At 60.3% G+C, this 17,373-nt stretch carries 17 protein-coding genes; 8 read left to right on the plus strand and 9 right to left on the minus strand.

Features of this window, described 5'->3' with window-relative positions; genetic code table 11:
• Window positions 1–36 precede the first annotated feature (36 nt).
• Window positions 37–993, plus strand: coding sequence for a sugar-binding transcriptional regulator (locus C1Y43_RS00750; protein WP_058780571.1), 957 nt, complete (start codon window positions 37–39; stop codon window positions 991–993).
• A 31-nt stretch (window positions 994–1,024) separates the two neighbouring features.
• Here C1Y43_RS00750 and C1Y43_RS00755 read toward each other — a convergent pair whose 3' ends face one another.
• The 5 genes from C1Y43_RS00755 to ampC all read right to left on the minus strand — a co-directional run bounded on the left by C1Y43_RS00755 (window position 1,025) and on the right by ampC (window position 5,685).
• Entirely contained in the window at window positions 1,025–1,720 is a 696-nt protein-coding gene (locus C1Y43_RS00755; protein ID WP_233209787.1) for a class I SAM-dependent methyltransferase, read from the minus strand.
• 110 nt (window positions 1,721–1,830) lie between these two features.
• Window positions 1,831–2,571, minus strand: a complete 741-nt coding sequence (locus tag C1Y43_RS00760; RefSeq protein ID WP_058769793.1) for a DNA-binding transcriptional regulator YciT — start codon at window positions 2,569–2,571, stop codon at window positions 1,831–1,833.
• Window positions 2,572–2,612: 41 nt separating this feature from the next.
• Window positions 2,613–3,875, minus strand: a complete 1,263-nt coding sequence (locus C1Y43_RS00765; RefSeq protein ID WP_104186658.1) for a DUF1479 domain-containing protein — start codon at window positions 3,873–3,875, stop codon at window positions 2,613–2,615.
• Between the two features lie 233 nt (window positions 3,876–4,108).
• Window positions 4,109–4,558, minus strand: a complete 450-nt coding sequence (locus tag C1Y43_RS00770; RefSeq protein WP_021506057.1) for a GNAT family N-acetyltransferase — start codon at window positions 4,556–4,558, stop codon at window positions 4,109–4,111.
• Window positions 4,555–5,685 (minus strand): class C beta-lactamase, encoded by a 1,131-nt coding sequence (gene ampC, locus C1Y43_RS00775; RefSeq protein ID WP_104186660.1) that lies wholly within the window; start codon window positions 5,683–5,685, stop codon window positions 4,555–4,557. The genes C1Y43_RS00770 and ampC overlap by 4 nt, the downstream gene beginning before the upstream one ends.
• Before the next feature lie 184 nt (window positions 5,686–5,869).
• Between ampC and C1Y43_RS00780 the strand changes: the two genes are divergently transcribed.
• The 5 genes from C1Y43_RS00780 to C1Y43_RS00800 all read left to right on the plus strand — a co-directional run bounded on the left by C1Y43_RS00780 (window position 5,870) and on the right by C1Y43_RS00800 (window position 11,077).
• A complete protein-coding gene (locus C1Y43_RS00780; RefSeq protein ID WP_104186661.1) occupies window positions 5,870–7,624 on the plus strand; it encodes a glycerol-3-phosphate dehydrogenase/oxidase in 1,755 nt (584 codons plus the stop codon).
• On the plus strand, window positions 7,608–8,447 hold the full coding sequence (locus C1Y43_RS00785) for a class I fructose-bisphosphate aldolase (protein WP_021506060.1): 840 nt from the start codon (window positions 7,608–7,610) through the stop codon (window positions 8,445–8,447). The genes C1Y43_RS00780 and C1Y43_RS00785 overlap by 17 nt, the downstream gene beginning before the upstream one ends.
• A gap of 58 nt (window positions 8,448–8,505) precedes the next feature.
• Window positions 8,506–9,993, plus strand: a complete 1,488-nt coding sequence (locus C1Y43_RS00790) for an FGGY-family carbohydrate kinase (RefSeq protein WP_104186663.1) — start codon at window positions 8,506–8,508, stop codon at window positions 9,991–9,993.
• A 95-nt stretch (window positions 9,994–10,088) separates the two neighbouring features.
• A complete protein-coding gene (locus C1Y43_RS00795; RefSeq protein WP_021506062.1) occupies window positions 10,089–10,571 on the plus strand; it encodes an antitoxin Xre/MbcA/ParS toxin-binding domain-containing protein in 483 nt (160 codons plus the stop codon).
• Window positions 10,571–11,077: an RES family NAD+ phosphorylase gene (locus C1Y43_RS00800; RefSeq protein WP_104186664.1), complete on the plus strand. Its 507-nt coding sequence runs from the start codon at window positions 10,571–10,573 to the stop codon at window positions 11,075–11,077. The genes C1Y43_RS00795 and C1Y43_RS00800 overlap by 1 nt, the downstream gene beginning before the upstream one ends.
• Window positions 11,078–11,082: 5 nt before the next feature.
• Here C1Y43_RS00800 and C1Y43_RS00805 read toward each other — a convergent pair whose 3' ends face one another.
• Window positions 11,083–11,325 (minus strand): hypothetical protein, encoded by a 243-nt coding sequence (locus tag C1Y43_RS00805; RefSeq protein ID WP_369974293.1) that lies wholly within the window; start codon window positions 11,323–11,325, stop codon window positions 11,083–11,085.
• A gap of 248 nt (window positions 11,326–11,573) precedes the next feature.
• Between C1Y43_RS00805 and hpxO the strand changes: the two genes are divergently transcribed.
• The gene (hpxO, locus tag C1Y43_RS00810; protein ID WP_058780578.1) at window positions 11,574–12,731 is read left to right on the plus strand and encodes an FAD-dependent urate hydroxylase HpxO; all 1,158 of its coding nucleotides are present in this window, start codon (window positions 11,574–11,576) and stop codon (window positions 12,729–12,731) included.
• A 51-nt stretch (window positions 12,732–12,782) separates the two neighbouring features.
• On the opposite strand, the gene dcp is transcribed toward hpxO, so the two are convergent.
• From dcp to C1Y43_RS23545, 3 genes are all read right to left on the minus strand, one after another.
• Window positions 12,783–14,834, minus strand: coding sequence for a peptidyl-dipeptidase Dcp (dcp, locus tag C1Y43_RS00815; RefSeq protein WP_104186666.1), 2,052 nt, complete (start codon window positions 14,832–14,834; stop codon window positions 12,783–12,785).
• Window positions 14,835–14,884: 50 nt separating this feature from the next.
• The gene (gene guaD, locus C1Y43_RS00820) at window positions 14,885–16,243 is read right to left on the minus strand and encodes a guanine deaminase (RefSeq protein ID WP_104186668.1); all 1,359 of its coding nucleotides are present in this window, start codon (window positions 16,241–16,243) and stop codon (window positions 14,885–14,887) included.
• A 124-nt stretch (window positions 16,244–16,367) separates the two neighbouring features.
• Window positions 16,368–16,550 carry a hypothetical protein gene (locus C1Y43_RS23545; RefSeq protein WP_146068635.1) on the minus strand — a complete coding sequence of 61 codons (183 nt, stop codon included), beginning with the start codon at window positions 16,548–16,550 and terminating at the stop codon, window positions 16,368–16,370.
• Window positions 16,551–16,616: 66 nt separating this feature from the next.
• Between C1Y43_RS23545 and ydfG the strand changes: the two genes are divergently transcribed.
• Window positions 16,617–17,363, plus strand: coding sequence for a bifunctional NADP-dependent 3-hydroxy acid dehydrogenase/3-hydroxypropionate dehydrogenase YdfG (gene ydfG, locus C1Y43_RS00825; RefSeq protein ID WP_058774694.1), 747 nt, complete (start codon window positions 16,617–16,619; stop codon window positions 17,361–17,363).
• Window positions 17,364–17,373 lie beyond the last annotated feature (10 nt).

A 17,373-nucleotide genomic window follows, 5' to 3' on the forward strand; every position in this document is an offset into this window, starting at 1 on the left:
GCCCGCAGCACCCCTCAACCAGACAGGGACAACCCGATGAAATCAGCACCGACTTCCGCTGAACGCGATGACTCTCTGGCCCTGCGGGCGGCCTGGCTGCACTATGTCGGCGGCCTGACGCAGGCTGAAGTGGCCAAACGGCTCGGCCTGCCGTCGGTGAAAACCCATCGGCTGATTGCGCGCATGGTGGCCGAAGGCGCGGTGAAAGTCACCATCGACGGCGCGATTGTCGCCTGCGTGACGCTGGAAGAGCAGTTGCGCAGCCGCTACGGCCTGAACTTTTGTCAGGTGGCACCCGATCTCGGCGAAGAAGGCCTGCCGGTGCGCGCGCTGGGCATGGCCGGTGCCGATTATTTGCGTAATCTTCTGGCCTCCACGCCGGCGATCACGCTGGGTCTCGGCCACGGCCGGACGCTGTCGGCAGCGATTCACCAGCTGGCACGTATCGACGCGCCGCACCTGCGCTTTGTCTCCCTGCTCGGCTGTCTGACGCGCAACTACGCGCTCAATCCGCATGACGTGATGCATCGCATCGCCGAAAAAACCGGTGCGCAGGCCTACATGATGCCGGTACCGTTTTTTGCCAACACCGAAGAGGATCGCGATGTGCTGCTGGCGCAGCGTGGCGTCAGCGAAGTGTTTAGCATGGCCGCGCACAGTGAAGTGAAGCTGGTGGGCATTGGCACCGTGGAACCGGCCGCCCAACTGGTGGAAGCCGGGATGATCGATGCAGCCGAGATCCGCGCCCTGTCGGAAGCCGGCGCGGTGGGCGAACTGCTGGGGCACTTTTTTGCTGCCGACGGGCAGATGATTCACAACTCGCTGACGGCACGCACGCTGTCGGTACCGCTGGATCTGGCGCAGCGCGCAGAGATCGTGGCGCTGACCGGCGGACCGAGTAAAGTGGCGGCGATCCGCGCGGTGCTGGCCAGCGGACTCGTCACCGGTTTGATCACCGACGAGCTGACGGCGCAGGCGCTGCTATCTTATTGAATCGTCAGCTCACTCAACCTTATTAAGCGGTTTAGCGCTTGCGCGCCGTCCAGCCATGTATCAGCAGCGACTGAAAGAAGCGCTGCGGCGGCGTGAACCCGGCCTGCGCCATCAGCGCTTCGGTCTGGGCAGCAGGCAGTAACAGCAGCCGCTGCGTCAGCATCTGCTTCATCTCATCCAGATTTTGCGCCCTGCCGCTGGCGCTCTCATGCATGGTTTTCCAGAACAGCAGTTGTTCATCAAAGCCGGTATCCTGCACATCGCCGACAATTTCTGCCGTCACTAAGCGTCCGCCCGGTTTGAGCTGCTGCTGCATCTGCTGATAAATACCCGCCCGCTGCGGATGCTGGATAAAATGCGTCACCAGCAGGCAAAGCACCACATCGTAATCGGCGGTAACCGGCACGTCATTAAGGTAGCCCTGATGCAGTTGGCAGCGCGCCCGTATCCCGGCGGCGCTGAGTTTTTCTGTGCAGACCGCCAGCATGTCCGGTGAAGGATCGACACCGGTAAACTGCCATTCCGGGTGCTGCTGCGCCAGCCGGATAATTTCGCTGCCGGTCCCGACGCCCACACACAGCACGCGCGCCTGCGGCGGCGCGTTGTCCAGCACCAGTGAAATTAGCAGATGCAGGTTATCGGCGATTGGCTGATGTTTGCCGTTATACGCGTCGTACTGCCGCGCAAACTCCTCGTTGAAGATATCGTTGGTATTTTGCGTCATCATTGTCCCGATCGGTTGCCATCATGTAACTTTATTTATTACATGAATAGTGCGCCGATGCAATCAATGGCTAATCACGCTAAGCCTGAGGGATAGATTGAACGCAATAAAGGTTAAACCAGACTGAGCTGCAGCGACTGCGCACGCAGCTGTTGCTGCCAGCCTGCGGCGAGTTCCGCGTCGGTGATCACCTGCTTAAACGGCTGTAGCGGCGCCAGCGCATAGGGATGAATCTGACCAAATTTGGAGGAGTCAGTCAGCGCGACGGTGTGCGTCGGTTTTTCCATGATGGCGTTCACCACATCGCAGCGCAGCATGTCGCGGCTGGTGAAACCGGTCGCCTCATCCCAGCCGTCAATGCCAATAAACGCCTTATGGAAGTTGAGGTGCTGAATGCACAGCCGCGTTAACGGCCCGACTACCGACTCACTGCTTTTCTGAAACAGCCCGCCGAGGATAATCACATCGCCGCCCTGCTCACGCAGCAGTCCGGCGATGTAATGGCTGACGGTGATGATGGTGATGTCCTGCCGGTGGCTGAGCTCTCGCGCCAGCAGCGCATTGGTGCTGCCGCCTTCAATAAACACCGTTTCGCCGGGATTAACCAGCCCGGCGGCGTACTCCGCCAGGCGTTTTTTCACCGCAAAACGGGTTTGCATGCGCGCGCCTACGTCATCACTTTCCGGCGCCACGGCGGAACCGTGCACGCGGCGCAGAAAGCCGCCCTTCTCCAGCAGGTTCAAATCCTGGCGCACCGTCACCTCCGAAACGCCGGTGGTTTGCGCCAGTTCATTGACGCTGACGCTGCCGCGCTCGCTGACCAGTTGAATAATGTGCTGATGACGTGCGTTCATAGAGCCTGCTGTAAAAAAGTTTTTGCCCAGCTTAGCAGAAATCACGCTAATCCCAGACTGCGCCGGCCGTTTTCATTCAGATCCTGCGGCGTAAAACGGCCGCGCCAGCTGGCTTCGTAATCCTCTTTGGGGAAATCGCCCGGCGAGACACCGGTCGCCAGCGCCTGCGCCACCTGCTGCGCATAGTCGGCGTTTTTATCGCACATCGGCGCGGCGGGAATGTACATCACGTTGCCCCAGCCCTGCTGATTTTCTACCGGCGCCACCGCATGAATCACGTCGCAGTGCCACCACACCGAATCGCCCGCCTGCAGCGCCGGGATCGAACACAGGCCGGCAATTAATTCCGGATGCCAGCGCTCCGATACCGGCAGCACTTTGCCCGGCGCCACGCCGCACAGTTCCTCTTCCGGCACATCCTTCAGTAACGGACGCAGCAGCAGATAAGCCATGGCTTCCGGCACCGGCACCACGTGCAGCAGTCCCTGACCAGGCTGCATGTCGGAGAGCGCGGTCCAGCCCTGGAAGGTGCGGAACACCGAGCATTTGGTGGTGGTGCCAGACTGATACTCCTGCACGTCCGTACGGTGCGCTGCATCCCACGGATCGTACTGATCGAACTGGTTAGAAAAGATCTTGCTGAACACCTGCTGATAGGCCGGCAACAGCCAGCGCTCCAGCGCGCCGGAGTCGGTGTGCGCGCCCAGCCCTTTGGAGGTGGTGCCCGGCAGCCGGCGACGGATGCGATCCGGATAGATGATGCTCACGTCCGGATCAAACCAGCGCGTACCGGCGGATTCGAATTTCCACAGGCGATTGAGGAACGCCTGGGTTTGCGCCATGGCCTCGCTCTGGCGGGCCGACATCTGCGCATCGCTCCAGTAAATGGGATAGATCTCCGGCCGCGAGGCGTCGAGGTTGCCAAAGAAGTTGTCACCCGGCCCCTGATAAACGCGGTCGAAATCATTGTCGTCGAGGTAGTTGAGCATGTCAGCATCCCACGCCAGCGCCTGCTCGCGGCTGAAGGTTTGCTTCACCACCACGCAGCCGCGGCGGCGGATGTGATCTTTGGTCTGTTCGCTGATGCGGCCAGCGGCCAGATCCGCGAAGCTGACCTGCGGCCACGCCGTACCGTGCTGCTTCTCTTCGGCGCGCGCGGCCGCGATTTCACTAACAATCTTACTTCTGACCTGCTCAAACAGGCCTTCGACATCGCCAATCTGTGCTCTGAGCACCTGCTTCATCAGGCGCACATGCTGTTTAAAATCGTCGGGTTGTTGTCCTGAGGTAAAAGTGGTGTTCATCTCGCACTCCGTCTGTTTACGCTTTGGTTTCATTCGAAATACATTACATATTCATTCATAACATCAGGCGAACAAAAAGACAGCACGCAGGCAGAAAATAGCGAGCATGGTCACAGTTATTTATCTGAGGGATTTTCGTTTGAAAGGGTCAGGGAGCGAAACGGTGGGATGAATAACGCAAGCGCGCCTTGATCAGGCATGCGGGGGCCGCCCTCCATGGCAGCCCGGGAAAATTACGGCTGATCGAATAAATGACGGTACTGCACAAAGTCGGTTTGTTGCGCCAGCCGATCGTACAGCGCCCGCGCGTGGCTATTAGACGCCTGCGTCAGCCAGTAAACGCGCGAACAGCCGAGCTTCTCTGCCTGTTCATAGACCGCCAGAATCAGCGCCTTGCCGGCCCCCAGACCGCGCGCGGCTTCGCTGACGTAAAGGTCCTGCAAATAGCAGTAGTCGCCCTGAGTCCAGGTTGAGCGATGGGTAAGAAAATGCACCAGCCCGACCATCGCGCCGTCCTGCTCGGCCACCAGACAGTGCATGGGTTCCGCGCGGGACAGCAAGCGGCGAAAGCTCTCGCCGGTGGTGTTATCGTCAATGGTAGTCTGATAAAAGCGCTGATAGCCCTGCCACAGCGCCAGCCACGGCATAAAATCTTCTGCGCGCAGCGCTCTGATGGTGATCATTCGCCCTTCCCGATGTTGCTGATGATTTTTTCCGCAGCCACCACCCGATCGTCATTCGGGAACCACTTATTTGCCAGCATAATCAGCGCAACCCGCTGCGACGGAATAAAGACCGCATAGGTGGCGAATCCATTGGTGGAGCCGGTTTTGTTGTACCACGCCTGCTGCGGCGCAGTCTGCGGCGGCGTAATCAGCGTGGCTTTCATGCCCTTCATGATGCGCGCGCCGCTGTTGCCGTCCACCAGCTGCTGCGTGGTCACCGGCAACGGGTAATACTCCCACATCATCGCCTGGGTAAAAGCGGCCTCGGTGTGGTAATAGCCCTGATGCGTCGCGGCCACCGCCTGTTGCCATGCGGGCGCGACCGGCTGTTGCTGCAGCTGAATGGCCAGCCAGCGAATCAGATCGGCAGAGGTGGATTTCAGGCCATAGGATTCCGCATCCAGCGGGCCTGGCGTGACCCGCACCGGGCGATCCTGCTTGTTATAACCCTGGGCGTAGCGCCCCATCTGTGATGCAGGCACCTGCACATAGCTGTGCGTCATGCCCATCGCCGGCAGCAGCTGCTTTTCCATCGCACTGATGAACGGCTGATGCAGACTCTTAACCGCAATCATGCCGAGCATACCGATACCGAGGTTGGAATAAACGCGCACCGTGCCCGGCTGGGCCTCTGGCTGCCACTGTTTGTACCAGCGCATCAGCTCGCGGGTATTGGTCACGTCATCCGGTACGAACAGCGGCGTGCCGCTGGTGTGCGTCGCCAGATTCAGCAGCGAGACGCGATCAAAAGCGCTGCCTTTCAGTTCCGGCAGCCACTGGCTGGCCGCGTCGCTGAAATTCAGTTTGTTCTGCTGCGCCGCATAGCTGGCTAAGGTGGCGGTAAACGTTTTACTCAGCGAACCGATTTCAAACAGCGTCTGCTCGTTGATCGGCTGTCCGCTCTCTTTCGATGCCACGCCGTAGTTATAAAATTCGGTTTTGCCGTCGTGCAGAATCGCCACCGCCATACCGGGGATCTGATACTGCTGCATCAGCGGTTTGATGATGCTGTTTGGTGATGTCGTTGCCAGCGCACTGCCGCTGACCAGCAGCGCGAGTGCGCTTAATCGGGCCCATGAAAACATGAAAATTCCTTTTCCTGCAGGTTAACCATGATGTCTGACCGGCAGTATATCGTTACCCCTGCCAGGCTTCCCGACAATTCTCATTGGTAGTGAACAAAATCACATCCTTTATGACCTGATTTGCCGTTTGCTGCGCCCGCTCCTATACCTTTGACAAGTAAGCGTTCATCGCAAGGAGCTGACAATGGAACAGGTTTTGACCCGCGAACAACGGCTTAGCCGCCTGCGCGCGCGCAGTTCGCTGCCGGTGCTGATCGTCGGCGGCGGCATCAACGGCATCAGTACTTTTCGTGAGCTGGCATTACAGGGCATTCCTGCGGTGCTGGTGGAGAAAGGTGACTGGTGCCAGGCGGCCAGCGGCGCGCTGTCGCGCATGATTCACGGCGGCCTGCGCTATCTGGAGACCGGCGAGTTTGGCCTGGTGAAGGAGTCGGTGATGGAGCGCGATCGCCTGCTGAAAAACGCCGCGCACTATGTGTTTCCGCTGCGTACCACCGTACCGATCGATAATCTCGGCGGTGGACTGGTTAACGCCACGCGACGTTTCCTGCGCCTGAGCGATAAGCCCACCCGGCGCGGCGCGCTGCTGATCAAAACCGGCCTGAGCCTGTACGACCTCTACACGCGACAGTATGGCGCTATGCCGCGCCACCAGCTGCGTAACGAAGCCGCCACGCGCGATCGCTGGCCTGGCTTCGCGCCCTGGGTGAAATACAGCGCCAGCTACTACGATGCGTGGATCAGCGCGCCGGAGCGACTCGGGTTTGAGCTGATTGAAGATGCGGAACGCGCCTGCCCGGAGGCGCTGGCGCTCAATTATCTGCGGGTGGTCAGCGCCAGCGACGAGACGGTGCTGCTGGAAGATACGCTGAGCGGTGAGCGCTTTAGCCTGCAGCCGCACGTGCTGGTCAATGCCGGCGGCGCGTGGATCGACCAGCTGAATCAGCAGCTGGCCGTGCATTCGCAGCCGACCAGACTGATAGGCGGCACCAAAGGGTCGCATCTGATCCTCGATCATCCCCAGCTGTTACAGATGCTGGACGGTGAAATGGTCTATTTCGAAAACCAGGAAGGCCGGGTGTGCATCATGTTTCCCTGGTTTGGCAAAGTGCTGGTGGGCTCCACCGATATCCGCGTTGATGACCCTGATAGCGTGGTATGCGAAGCCGAAGAGCAGGCTTACATCCTTGAGTCGCTGCGCTTTGTGTTTCCTGACATTGTGGTGCCAGCATCCGCGGTGGTTTACACCTTCTGCGGCGTGCGCCCGCTGCCGGCCAGCGAGGCCAAAGTTAATGGTCAGATTTCGCGTAACCATTCGCTGGTGCTGCTGCCGCCAGACCACGCGCGCGCCTGGAGCACGCTGTGTCTGGTCGGCGGTAAATGGACTACCTTCCGCCGCTTCGGGGAAGAGGCCGCCGACCGCGTGTTGCGCCTGCTGGGAGAAAAGCGTCGCGTCTCCAGCAGCGACCTGCCGATTGGCGGCGGCCGGGATTTTCCGGCGCCGTCCGCCCAGCCCGCCTGGCTCAGTGCGCTGGCGCAGCAATATGACATTCCGCTGGCGCGCGTGACGCAACTGGCGAAACGCTACGGCAGCCGGGCCCTGCCGCTGCTGCAGCAGATTCAGCAGCACGGCGAACAGCCGCTGCAGCATCATGCCGGTTACAGTGCCACCGAACTGCGCTATCTGATTGAGCATGAACAGGTGTGCCAGCTGGAAGATGTGCTGGTGCGCCGCACGTCGCTGGCTATCTGCGGTGAATTAACGCCGCCGCTCATGCAGGAAATTTCGCAGCTGCTGGCCGACTCGCTCGGCTGGCAGGACAGCCAGCGCGCTGAACATCTGCAGCACACCGCAATCAGCCTGGCGCAGCGCCATGGGCTGCACGCGCTCGCATCCGCGTTTTCACAGGAGGAAGTTCAGGATGTCACTCACCCCTAAAGTTCGCCTCAACCGGTTATTTCACCACGGCAAGTGCCTGGATGTGGCGATCGACCATGGCATCGCCAACGAGCCCGATTTTCTGCTGGGGCTGGAAGATATTGAAAGCGTGATGCGCAACCTGATTGCCGCACAGCCGGATGCGATCCAGGTCAATTATGGTCAGGCCGATCTGCTGCAGCGCGTTGCCGGGCGCAAACCGGCGCTGGTGATGCGCACCGACGTCGGCAATGCCTATAACGCGGCGCGCCACCGCGAGATGTGGGCGGTACTGCATAATCCGGAGGCACCGATTCTTGCCGCGCTGCAGATGGATGCCGCCGCGGTGGTGGTCAATCTCTACCAGATCCCGGATGAACCGGGCATTTTTCGCATGTGCGTGGAGAACATTGGCCGCCTGCGCCATGCCTGCGATCGCTATGCCATGCCGCTAATGGTGGAGCCGCTGGTGATGGCCCCCGCCGGCCAGGGCGCGGCGTACGGCTCGCTCGGTGACGTCAGACAAATCGTGCCGCTGGTGCGTCTGGCGCGGGAGCTGGGCGCCGACATCATTAAAGCCGACCCCACGGACAACGTAGAGGATTTCCATCGCGTGGTGGAGGCGGCGCGCTGTCCGACGCTGGTGCGCGGCGGCGGCAAAGGGGAACTGGGCGCGGTGCTGGCGAAAAGCGCCGCGCTGATGGCGCAGGGTGCCAGCGGCATGGTGTATGGCCGCAACGTTTATCAACATGATAATCCATCACGCGTGGTCAGCGCGCTGATGGCGATTATTCATCAGGGTGTCAGCGGCGCGGATGCGCTGGACATCTACCAGCAGGGTTAAGCGTGACCTGCACCGGCGCTTAAGCGGTGCGCCGTCTTCGCCTGAAACGGAGTCGGATATGAGCCAGATTCTCGGCATCGATGCCGGAAATACCATGATCAAAGCGGTACTGTTTGACCTGAGCGGCCGCGTGCTGTCGGTAGCGGAGTGCGCAGGCGAAACGCATCAGCCGCAGGAAGGCTTTGCTGAACGGCCAGTTGAAGATATCTGGCGCGGCGTCAGCAACGCGGTGAGTCGCTGCCTGCAGCAAGCCGGCACGCGTGGCAGCGAAGTGATTGCCGTCGGGGCCGCCGGTCACGGCAACGGGTTGTATGCGCTGGATCGTCAGCAGCGCCCGCTGTTTGGCATCCAGTCGATTGATCATCGCGCCAGCGCCACGGTACAGGCGCTGGAATCCAGCGGTGCGGCGCAGCAGATTTACGCGCTGTCGTTGCAAAAACCGTGGCCCGCCGCCACGCCGGTGCTGATCAGCTGGATGCGTCAGCATCAGCCGGAACGCTGGGCGCAGATCGGCCATCTGCTGTGTGCCAAAGATGTCATCGCTCATTTTCTGTGCGGCAACGTCAGCGCGGACTATTCGGATGCCGCCGGTGCCGGGCTGATTGATTATCGCCAGCGCAGCTACAGTCGTGAATTGCTGGCGTTATATGGCATTGAAGAGGCGCTCGCCCTGCTGCCACCGCTGCGTGAATCCTGCGAGGTTACCGGCGTGGTCTCGGCCCGGGCGGCACAGCTCACCGGTTTACCCGCTGGCATCCCGGTGGTGGCCGGCATGTTTGACGTGGTTGCCAGCGCGGTCGGCTCGGGCGTAGTGAACTGCGGTGAGGCCTCCATTGTCGCCGGTACCTGGAGCATCAATCAGGTGGTGGTCGACAAACCTGATTATCTGCGCCCGGTGTTTATGAATTCGATCATCGAACGCGACCGCTACATGGCGATCGAGGCCAGCGCCACTTCTGCCGCCAATCTTGACTGGTTCCTGCGTGAATTTGATGATGGCCGCGCCGGCCAGGGCGCGGCGCGCAGCAGCGACAGCGTGGCACAGGTCAGGCCTGACGCGCAGCTGCCGCTGTATCACCCTTACCTCTATTCAGGGCGGAAAGCCGAACCCGCCAAAGCTGGCTTTTACGGCCTCGGCGGCTGGCATACGCGCGCTGACATGCTGTTTGCCCTGTTTGAAGGCGTGACCTTTGCCCACCGGGCGCACATTGACCGGCTGCGCGCGGCCGGCATTACGGTCAACCAGGCCACGCTCTCCGGCGGCGCGACGCGCAGCAGTGTCTGGCCGCAAATGTTTGCGGATGTGCTGGGGATGCCGATTCGCGTCGCAACCTGCCACGAAACCGGGGCGCTGGGTGCGGCTCTGTGTGCGGGCGTGGGCGTGGGTCAGTGGCCGAATCTGGCTGCCGCCGTGCAACAGGCGGTTACCCTTGCGCCGGAGGCGCTGCAGCCCCGCGCGGCGCGCTTCGCGTTCCATGACACCCGCTACCGGCTGTTTAAAAAACTTGAGCTGGCGATGAGCGACATCTGGCGCACCGCCAGTTAATGGCGGTGCGGCGTGAACAAACCATGACACCGGCGGGCAAATGCTGTACACTTGATGCATAAAAATGTTCACATGAACATTATCAGGAGGTTGTGATGTCCACCGCATCGGCTTTTAATCCCACCAGCGGATCGCGCATCTTTGATCCGTCGCTGATTCAGCACGCCCGCCCCTCTTTTATGGATCAGATGGGGCTGCCGCGTAACCGGCTTAAGGCGCATAAGTTGATCACCGACGGCATGGATGTCGGCATTGTCGAACGCGCCGCCACGATTCTGAAAGCGACGCCGATCGACATCGCGCAAATGGTCTCAATTGACCGCAATACCTACCGGCGCCGCGAGAAGTCCGGATCGCAGCTCTCAGTCGAACAGGGCGCGCGCATCTATCAGGTATTTGAAGTGCTGGATGCGGTGATCCAGCTGTTCGCTGGCGATCCGGAAGTGGCGATGCACTGGATGTATCAGCCTGCGCTGGCGCTCGACAACGCGCAGCCGATTAACATGCTCAGTACGCCCGCCGGCTGCGACGCGGTGCTGACGCTGATTGGCCGCCTGGAGCACGGAGTGATTGTCTGATGACACGACGGAAGGATCCGGCCACACCCGTCAGGGTGTTCTATCGTATTGTCAAAGCGGAGTACGCCAGCCAGGCGTTTAACGGTGCTGGCGCAGAAAAATGGGGTGGCCGCTGGAATCCGCCCGGGATGAAAGCGGTTTACCTCAGCAGCTCAAAAGCGCTGGCAACGCTGGAACTGGTGGTGCACGCCGGGAAAACGCTGCTGGAGCAAAGCCGCTTTGTGGTGTTTACCGTGGCGGTACCGGAGTCCGACATCATCGCCCTCGACAGCAGTAAACTGCCGGCTGGCTGGGAAAAATATCAGCAGCAGGAGGAGACGCAGGCCATCGGCGCGGCGTTTCTCGATCCGCACAACGGCTTTCCCCTGCTGATGACGGTGCCCAGCATCCTCACCGGCGAAGATAATGCGCTGTTTAACCCCGATCACCCGGCCGCGGCCGCGCTGATTGCCACAGCGACCTCCGCTCCCTTCGCCATCGATCGCCGCATCAAAGACGATCCGTAAACGGTCTAGCGGCACTGGCTGGCACAGTTTTGTACGCAAATCTGCGCCAGCGAGCCACAGCCGCCGCCGTTGTCATTCTTGCACTGCGATTGCTGCACGTAACAGTTCTGCTGACAGGAAGAGACATCACACTTCGCTGCTACCGGCGTGAGCTGCGGCAAATCCCCTTTTCTCTCCGGCTGCCACGGCGTTTGCGCCGCTGCGCTCAGGCTGCCCAGCAGCCATAACATCATTATCCACTTCATCATTCAGTCCTCGCAGGATGGATGTAGAGAGTATGAACGCTGGCCGGATGATTGCCAGCGTGAAACCTTTGGTTCACCTTCCGCCTGATGATGCCCTGTTGAGGTGCAGCATCTGCGCCCATTGCTGAAGCAGTGTCTGACCCAACCAAAATATAAGTCATTATTTTCAATGCTTTAATTCAGCATCACTCTGGCCCTGCAAGATGGTACAAAAGTTGCAGGGCTTAGGGTGCACAGTAAAGGAGACGGTAATGAAAGCGATTGTGATTGGAGCGGGTATCGGCGGCATGAGCGCGGCGCTGGCGCTGGAAAAAGCGGGTTTCAGCACCGCAGTGTATGAAGCGGTGAAAGAGATGAAACCGGTCGGCGCGGCCATCTCTATCTGGCCTAACGGCGTGAAGTGCCTCAATGCGCTGGGTCTCAAGGCACAGCTGCGCGCGCTCGGCGGCAATATGGCGTTTATGGCTTACAACGATGGCCACAGCGGCAGCACCCTGACCCGCTTCAGTTTGTCACCGCTAGTGCAGCAGGTCGGCGAGTATCCTTATCCGGTCGCACGCGCAGAGTTACAGGCGCTGCTGATCGACAGCTACGGCCGCGAACGCATCCGCTTTGGCAAACGCGTTGTGCGGGTGGAGCAGCATGCCAGCGGCGTGACCGCCTGGTTTGATGACGGCAGCCAGGCTGAAGGGGATTTTATGGTGGCCGCCGACGGCACCCACTCGGTGATTCGCCATCACGTGCTGGGCGAACACGTCGAGCGCCGCTACGCAGGCTACGTTAACTGGAATGGCCTGGTCACCATCGATGAGAGCATCGCGCCCGCCGATCAGTGGACCACGTTTGTCGGCGAGGGCAAGCGCGTCTCGCTGATGCCGGTGAGCGGTAACCGCTTCTACTTTTTCTTTGATGTCCCGCTGCCGAAAGGGCTGGCGCAGGATCGCGCAACGGTGAAAGACGATCTGCGCGGCTATTTTGCCGGCTGGGCCGAACCGGTCCAGCGGCTGATCGCCAGCATTGACGCACAAACCACCAATCGCGTGGAGATTCATGATATCGAACCCTTCAGCCGCTTTGTCAGAGGGCGTGTGGCGCTGCTGGGGGATGCGGCACACAGCACCACGCCGGATATTGGCCAGGGCGGCTGTGCGGCCATGGAAGATGCGGTGGTACTGGCGCAAACCCTGACTGCACATTCGCTGGGCATTGAGGACGGCCTGCTGCGCTATGAGGCGCGGCGCGTCGAGCGCACCCGTGATTTGGTGCTGAAAGCGCGCAAGCGTTGTGATGTCACCCACGCCAAAGATGCGGCGGTCACCGCGGAATGGTATGCCGGACTGAAAGAGGAAACCGGCGAGCGCGTGCTGGCCGGCATGTGTGACACCATTGAAGGCGGTCCGCTGGGATAAGCGTGCAGGCCAGCCAGCTGCACCGCTGGCTGGCCCTTCGGTTACGGCGCGTTACGCCTCGTCGAGGCCGCGGTGTTTCAGCATCGGCCCGATGTCCGGCGCTTTACCGCGCCAGGCCAGCCACAGATGCTGCAGATCGCTGCTGTTACCGCGCGACAAAATCTGCTCACGGAAGCGCTGACCATTTTCGCGCGTCAGACCGCCCCGCTCGACAAACGCCTGATAACCATCGTCGGCCAGCATCTGCGTCCAGATATAGGCGTAATACCCGGCCGCATAGCCGCCACCCCAGATATGACGGAAGTAGCTGGAGCGATAGCGCGGCGGCACGGCACTCAGGGCAATATTCTCCGCCGCCAGCGCCTGCTGCTCAAAATGGCTGACATCCTGCGGTTTATCGTGCGGTGACAGCGAGTGCCACTGCAAATCAAGCAATGCCGCCGCCAGCAGTTCGGTCATGTCATAGCCTTTGTTGAATTTCGCGGCGCGCACCATTTTGTCGCGCAGCGCGGCGGGCATCGCTTCACCGGTCTGATAATGACGTGCATAGTGGGCAAACACCTGATCCTGACTGGCCCAGTGTTCGTTGATTTGCGACGGAAATTCGACAAAATCTCGCGGCGTGGCGGTGCCGGACAGGCTGGCATAGCGCTGGGTGGCGAACAGGCCGTGCAGCGTGTGGCCAAACTCATGGAACAGCGTGATCACCTCATCCCAGCTGAGCAGTGCCGGCTGACCGGGCTGCGGCTTGCTGTAATTGCAGACGTTGTAAATCACCGGCCGGCTTTCCAGCAGCGTCGACTGGTCGACGAAATTGCCCATCCATGCGCCACCGCTCTTGTTATCCCGCGTGAAGAAATCGGTGTAGAACAGCGCTAACGGGGCATCGTCGGCATCAAAAATCTCATAAACATTGACGTCCGGATGGTAGACCGGCAGATCGTGGCGCTGTTCAAATCGAATGCCATACAGCTGGCTGGCACACCAGAACACGCCCTTTTCCAGTACAGTGTTGAGCTCAAAATAGGGGCGGATTTGCCCTTCGTCCAGCGCGTATTGCGCGGTGCGTACCTGCTCCGCGTAGTAATTCCAGTCCCAGGCGCGCAGCGGGAAGCTGTGGTTTTGGTCGGCGATCAGCTGCTGAATATCCGCCGCTTCTCGCCCGGCGCGCGCCGTCGCGGCGGGCACGATGTTGCGCATAAAGGACTGGGCGGCTTCCGGCGTTTTCGCCATCTGATCCTGCAGGCTCCATGCTGCGAAGCTGTCGAAGCCCAGCAGACTGGCCTGCTGCGCACGCAGTTGCGCCATGCGCGACACGATGGCGCGCGTGTCGTTGTCGTCACCCTGCTCGCTGCGCGTCAGCGCCTGCTGAAACAGCGCTTCGCGCGTGGCGCGCACCGTCAGCGACTGCAGCACCGGCTGCTGGGTGGTATTTTGCAGAGGGATTAGCCATGCGTCGTGCAGCCCGCGCGCCTCAGCGGCGTCCTTCGCCTGTGCCAGCGCCGCCGGCGACAGGCCGTCCAGCGCCGCCGCGCTGCTGACGGTATAAGCGGCGGCGTTAGTTGCCGCCAGCAGCCGGTTACCGAAACGCGTGCCCAGACTGGCCAGCTCCTGATTACAGGCGCGCAGTTGCGCTTTATCGCTCTCACTCAGGCTGGCGCCGGCCAGCTGGAAGCGCTGCCAGGTGACTTCCACCAGACGCATCGCTTCGGCATCCGGGCACTGCGAACCGCGCTGCTGATACACGCTGTCGAGCCGCGCAAACAGCGCCGGGTTAAGGTAGATTTCGTCATTGAGCGCCGTCAGCTGCGGGGTGATCAGCTCGTCAACCTGCTGGAGCCGCTCGCTGGTATTGGCTGAGGTCATCGCGGCAAAAACGGGGTACACCCGGTTTAGCAGACTACCGCTGCGCTCCAGCGCTTCATAGGTGTTAGCAAAGGTTACCGGCTCGGGGTTGCTGGCGATGGCCGCCACTTCCTGGCGCTTTTCGGCAATTCCGGCTTCCAGCGCCGGCAGGAAATGCGCTTCGTCGATCAGATCAAACGGCGGTGTCTGGTACGGCAACGGGCTGACGTTAAAAAACGGATTGGCACGTGAAGTCATTATCGCTCCTGATAATCAGCAACGCCGCAGCCACCTGCGGCGGGATGCTTTTATCCTGGCAGTTTCGTCGCCTGGCAACAACCTTGCGCGTGCGTATGGCTTTCCCGCTGCCACACGCACTTACCGTTGACCCAGGTTTGCGCGATGTTACGGTCATCACCCAGCGTCATCAGGACAAACAAACGCTGATGGATATCGTCGCTGTTGGCCATGCGCAGCTGCTGCAGCGGTGATACGGCAGGATCGATCACCACAAAATCCGCCTCTTTACCGGGGTTGAAGTTGCCGATTTTGTCATCAAGATCCAGCGCATGGGCGCCGCCCAGCGTAGCGTGGTAAATCGCTTCTGCGGCGCTGAGTTTGTACTGCTGCAGCTGCCCCACCTTATAGGCTTCACCCAGCGTCTGCAGCATATTGAAGGTGGTGCCGGCGCCGACATCGGTGCCCATGCCCATGCGCACGCGCTGCTGCCAGCGGCGTTTAAGATTGAACAGCCCGCTGCCGAGGAACAGGTTGGAGGTCGGACAGAAGGCCATCGCCGAGTCGGTGTCGTGCAGGCACTGCCATTCGCGATCCTCCAGATGCAGGCAGTGGGCAAATACGCTGCGTTTGCCGGTGAGCTGATGCTGGTGATACACATCAAGATAGCCATCATGGGCGGGAAACAGCGTTTTTACCCAGGCGATCTCCTGCTGATTTTCGCTGAGATGGGTATGCAGCCAGGTATCGGGAAACTCGTTTTTCAGCTGCTGCACTTTCTCCAGCAACTGCGGCGATGAGGTCGGCGCAAAGCGCGGCGTCAGCGCATAACCGAGACGCCCGCGCTGGTGCCAGCGCTGAATCAGCTCACGCGTCTGCTGATAACTTTGCGCCGGCGTTTCGGTCAGTTCCGGCGGTGCGTGGCGATCCATCATTACCTTGCCGGCAATCAGTCGCATCTCCAGCTGTTCGGCGGCGCTGAACAGCGCGTCTACCGATTGCGGATGCACCGTACCAAACACCAGCGCAGTCGTGGTGCCGTTGGCCAGCAGCTGTTGCAGGAAAAACGCTGACATGCGCGCCGCGTGTGCCGCACAGTGGTACTGGCTCTCGACCGGAAAAGTGTACTGATTGAGCCACTCCAGCAGCTGTTCACCGAATGCGCCGATCATTTCGGTCTGCGGATAGTGAATATGGGTATCCACAAACCCCGGCAGGATCAACTTGCCGCGCAGATCGATCACCTGCGTTGATTCCAGGTGTTGATGTGCCGACTGCCAGCGCTCCAGACTCACCACTTTGCCGTCGCGCAGCGTCAGCAGACCGTCTTCGAGGTAGCGTGCCTGGTCGGCGAGGCCATCGGGCTGGTCGGCCAGCGCGGGGAAATCAAAAAAACTGGCGCGCAGGCGGGTTACAACAGAGTCAGACATGACGCTTCCTTCAGGGTGTAATGCAGGTTTCAGATAGATATAGCAAAGATATTGCAAACCGCATGCCAGGCAAGCCCATCCAACAATCACTTTAAATTCAGATAAATACACAATTTCAGCGCGATTATCGTCGCAAAAATTGCAGGCAATCGTATGCGTAACCGATTGCCTGTTCGTGGTATTGCCCTTGCGCATTACGCTGGCGTTTTACGCCGGGAAAAGGTGCCTGATTGGGCACGCTCATGGTGCAGGACTGCACCGCAAACGTGCAGGAAAGATTCTGCAACACGCCGCCCACGCTTTTCATGAGCGCCGCTGCGGGGTTAATGCTAAGGTGTGGCAGAGAACCTGAAATCGTATAAGGAACAGTGAGATGATTATTTTTGTTACCGGTGCGACCGCCGGTTTTGGTCAAAGTATCACCCGCCGCTTCATTGCTACAGGTCACAAAGTGATCGCCAGCGGACGCCGTGCTGAGCGTTTACAGGAATTAAAACAGGAACTGGGCGACAACCTGTATACCGTGCAGCTGGATGTGCGTAATCGCGCGGCTATCGAAGAAGCCATCGCTGCCCTGCCCGCCGAATGGCGTGATATCGATGTGCTGGTTAACAATGCCGGGCTGGCGCTGGGCGTCGAACCGGCGCATAAAGCCAGTGTTGAAGACTGGGAAAATATGATCGACACCAACAACAAAGGGCTGGTGTATATGACGCGCGCCGTGCTGCCTGCCATGGTAGAGCGCAACGTCGGTCACATCGTCAACATTGGCTCGATAGCCGGCAGCTGGCCGTACGCCGGCGGCAACGTGTACGGGGCAACCAAGGCGTTTGTGCGCCAGTTCAGCCTCAACCTGCGCACCGACCTGCACGGCACCGCGCTGCGCGTCACCGATATCGAGCCTGGCCTGGTGGGCGGTACCGAGTTTTCGAACGTGCGCTTCAAAGGTGACGATGGCCGCGCGGATGCGGTGTATGAAGGCACCACCGCGCTGACGGCGGAAGACGTGACGGAAGCGGTCTATTGGGTGACCACGCTGCCGAAGCACGTCAACATCAACACGCTGGAAATCATGCCGGTGACGCAAACCACCGCCGGACTGAAGGTGTTCAAAGAATAAGCAAGTTTAG

This window comes from Pantoea sp. ICBG 828, assembly GCF_002928355.1.
Classification (GTDB): Bacteria; Pseudomonadota; Gammaproteobacteria; order Enterobacterales; family Enterobacteriaceae; genus Pantoea; species Pantoea dispersa.

Excerpts from the sequence above, each read along its gene's own strand:
- C1Y43_RS00750 (WP_058780571.1), top strand. The coding sequence starts at position 37 with ATGAAATCAGCACCGACTTCCGCTGAACGCGATGACTCTCTGGCCCTG.
- ampC (WP_104186660.1), bottom strand. The coding sequence starts at position 5,685 with ATGTTTTCATGGGCCCGATTAAGCGCACTCGCGCTGCTGGTCAGCGGC.
- ydfG (WP_058774694.1), top strand. The coding sequence starts at position 16,617 with ATGATTATTTTTGTTACCGGTGCGACCGCCGGTTTTGGTCAAAGTATC.
- C1Y43_RS00805 (WP_369974293.1), bottom strand. The coding sequence starts at position 11,325 with ATGATGAAGTGGATAATGATGTTATGGCTGCTGGGCAGCCTGAGCGCA.
- C1Y43_RS23545 (WP_146068635.1), bottom strand. The coding sequence starts at position 16,550 with ATGAAAAGCGTGGGCGGCGTGTTGCAGAATCTTTCCTGCACGTTTGCG.
- C1Y43_RS00770 (WP_021506057.1), bottom strand. The coding sequence starts at position 4,558 with ATGATCACCATCAGAGCGCTGCGCGCAGAAGATTTTATGCCGTGGCTG.
- dcp (WP_104186666.1), bottom strand. The coding sequence starts at position 14,834 with ATGACTTCACGTGCCAATCCGTTTTTTAACGTCAGCCCGTTGCCGTAC.
- guaD (WP_104186668.1), bottom strand. The coding sequence starts at position 16,243 with ATGTCTGACTCTGTTGTAACCCGCCTGCGCGCCAGTTTTTTTGATTTC.
- hpxO (WP_058780578.1), top strand. The coding sequence starts at position 11,574 with ATGAAAGCGATTGTGATTGGAGCGGGTATCGGCGGCATGAGCGCGGCG.
- C1Y43_RS00800 (WP_104186664.1), top strand. The coding sequence starts at position 10,571 with ATGACACGACGGAAGGATCCGGCCACACCCGTCAGGGTGTTCTATCGT.
- C1Y43_RS00755 (WP_233209787.1), bottom strand. The coding sequence starts at position 1,720 with ATGATGACGCAAAATACCAACGATATCTTCAACGAGGAGTTTGCGCGG.
- C1Y43_RS00765 (WP_104186658.1), bottom strand. The coding sequence starts at position 3,875 with ATGAACACCACTTTTACCTCAGGACAACAACCCGACGATTTTAAACAG.
- C1Y43_RS00790 (WP_104186663.1), top strand. The coding sequence starts at position 8,506 with ATGAGCCAGATTCTCGGCATCGATGCCGGAAATACCATGATCAAAGCG.
- C1Y43_RS00795 (WP_021506062.1), top strand. The coding sequence starts at position 10,089 with ATGTCCACCGCATCGGCTTTTAATCCCACCAGCGGATCGCGCATCTTT.
- C1Y43_RS00760 (WP_058769793.1), bottom strand. The coding sequence starts at position 2,571 with ATGAACGCACGTCATCAGCACATTATTCAACTGGTCAGCGAGCGCGGC.
- C1Y43_RS00780 (WP_104186661.1), top strand. The coding sequence starts at position 5,870 with ATGGAACAGGTTTTGACCCGCGAACAACGGCTTAGCCGCCTGCGCGCG.
- C1Y43_RS00785 (WP_021506060.1), top strand. The coding sequence starts at position 7,608 with ATGTCACTCACCCCTAAAGTTCGCCTCAACCGGTTATTTCACCACGGC.